The sequence below is a fragment of the Herbaspirillum sp. UBA812 genome, assembly GCF_002296545.1.
GTDB lineage: Bacteria > Pseudomonadota > Gammaproteobacteria > Burkholderiales > Burkholderiaceae_D > Herbaspirillum > Herbaspirillum huttiense.
Window position 1 is genome coordinate 1 of record NZ_DBIC01000287.1, and the last position, 783, is coordinate 783.

The window sequence follows — 783 nt, forward strand, 5'->3', positions numbered from 1 at the left end:
GACACTGGGGAGCGCGAAGCAGCGCGCCGCCTGCGCCGCGCCGTATTTTGCGCCGAACAGAAGGTATTTCAGGAGGACGATGGCGACGCCACCGATGCCATCGCCATGCCCATCGTGGCCGTTCTGGAGCGCGATGAGGGTTGGCCGGAAATCATAGGAACGGTGCGAATCCATGAATCTTCGCCAGGCGTGTGGCATGGCTCGCGGCTGGCCGTGGCACGGCAGGCGCGCCGCGTCGGCTCGGTCGGCAGCGGTCTCATCCGGCTGGCCGTCTGCACCGCGCATGCGCATGGCTGCCACACCTTCCTGGCTCAGGTGCAGAGCCAGAATGCGCCGCTGTTCCACCGCCTGCACTGGCATACGCTGGCAGAGATCGAAGTCCATGGCCTGCCGCATCACCTGATGCAGGCCGACCTGTCGTTCTATCCCCCGATCAGCGATGGCGATGTCGGTTTCGTCGTCGGTCGCGAGGAGCGCACGCCATGAATGCGCGCGACAGTTCGCCCACGCTGGCGCAGATCATCGAGACCCTGCGTGCCTCGCGCGGCATCGCGCACAAGCGCGATATCGATGCCGTGATGCAGGCGCTGCCGCCAGCCCCGGCCATGCAGCACCAGGGACATACGCTGGCCGTAGGCGACGACTGTGCGGCCATTCCGGATGGCGACGGCTATCTGCTGTTTGCCATCGAAGGTTTCCTCAACGAGTTCGTCGACCAGCAGCCCTGGTTTGCCGGCTACTGCGGCGTGATGGTCAACGTCAGCGACATCTACGCCATGGGCG

General features: G+C 65.5%; 2 protein-coding genes. Both read left to right on the forward strand.

Annotated elements, in window-relative coordinates; translation table 11 throughout:
• On the forward strand, positions 1-486 hold a 486-nt coding region (locus B3873_RS19780), incomplete at its 5' end, for an MSMEG_0567/Sll0786 family nitrogen starvation N-acetyltransferase (RefSeq protein WP_286868482.1).
• The coding region (locus tag B3873_RS19785) for an AIR synthase related protein (protein WP_349676451.1) at positions 483-783 on the forward strand (301 nt) is incomplete at its 3' end. The genes B3873_RS19780 and B3873_RS19785, both read left to right, overlap by 4 nt.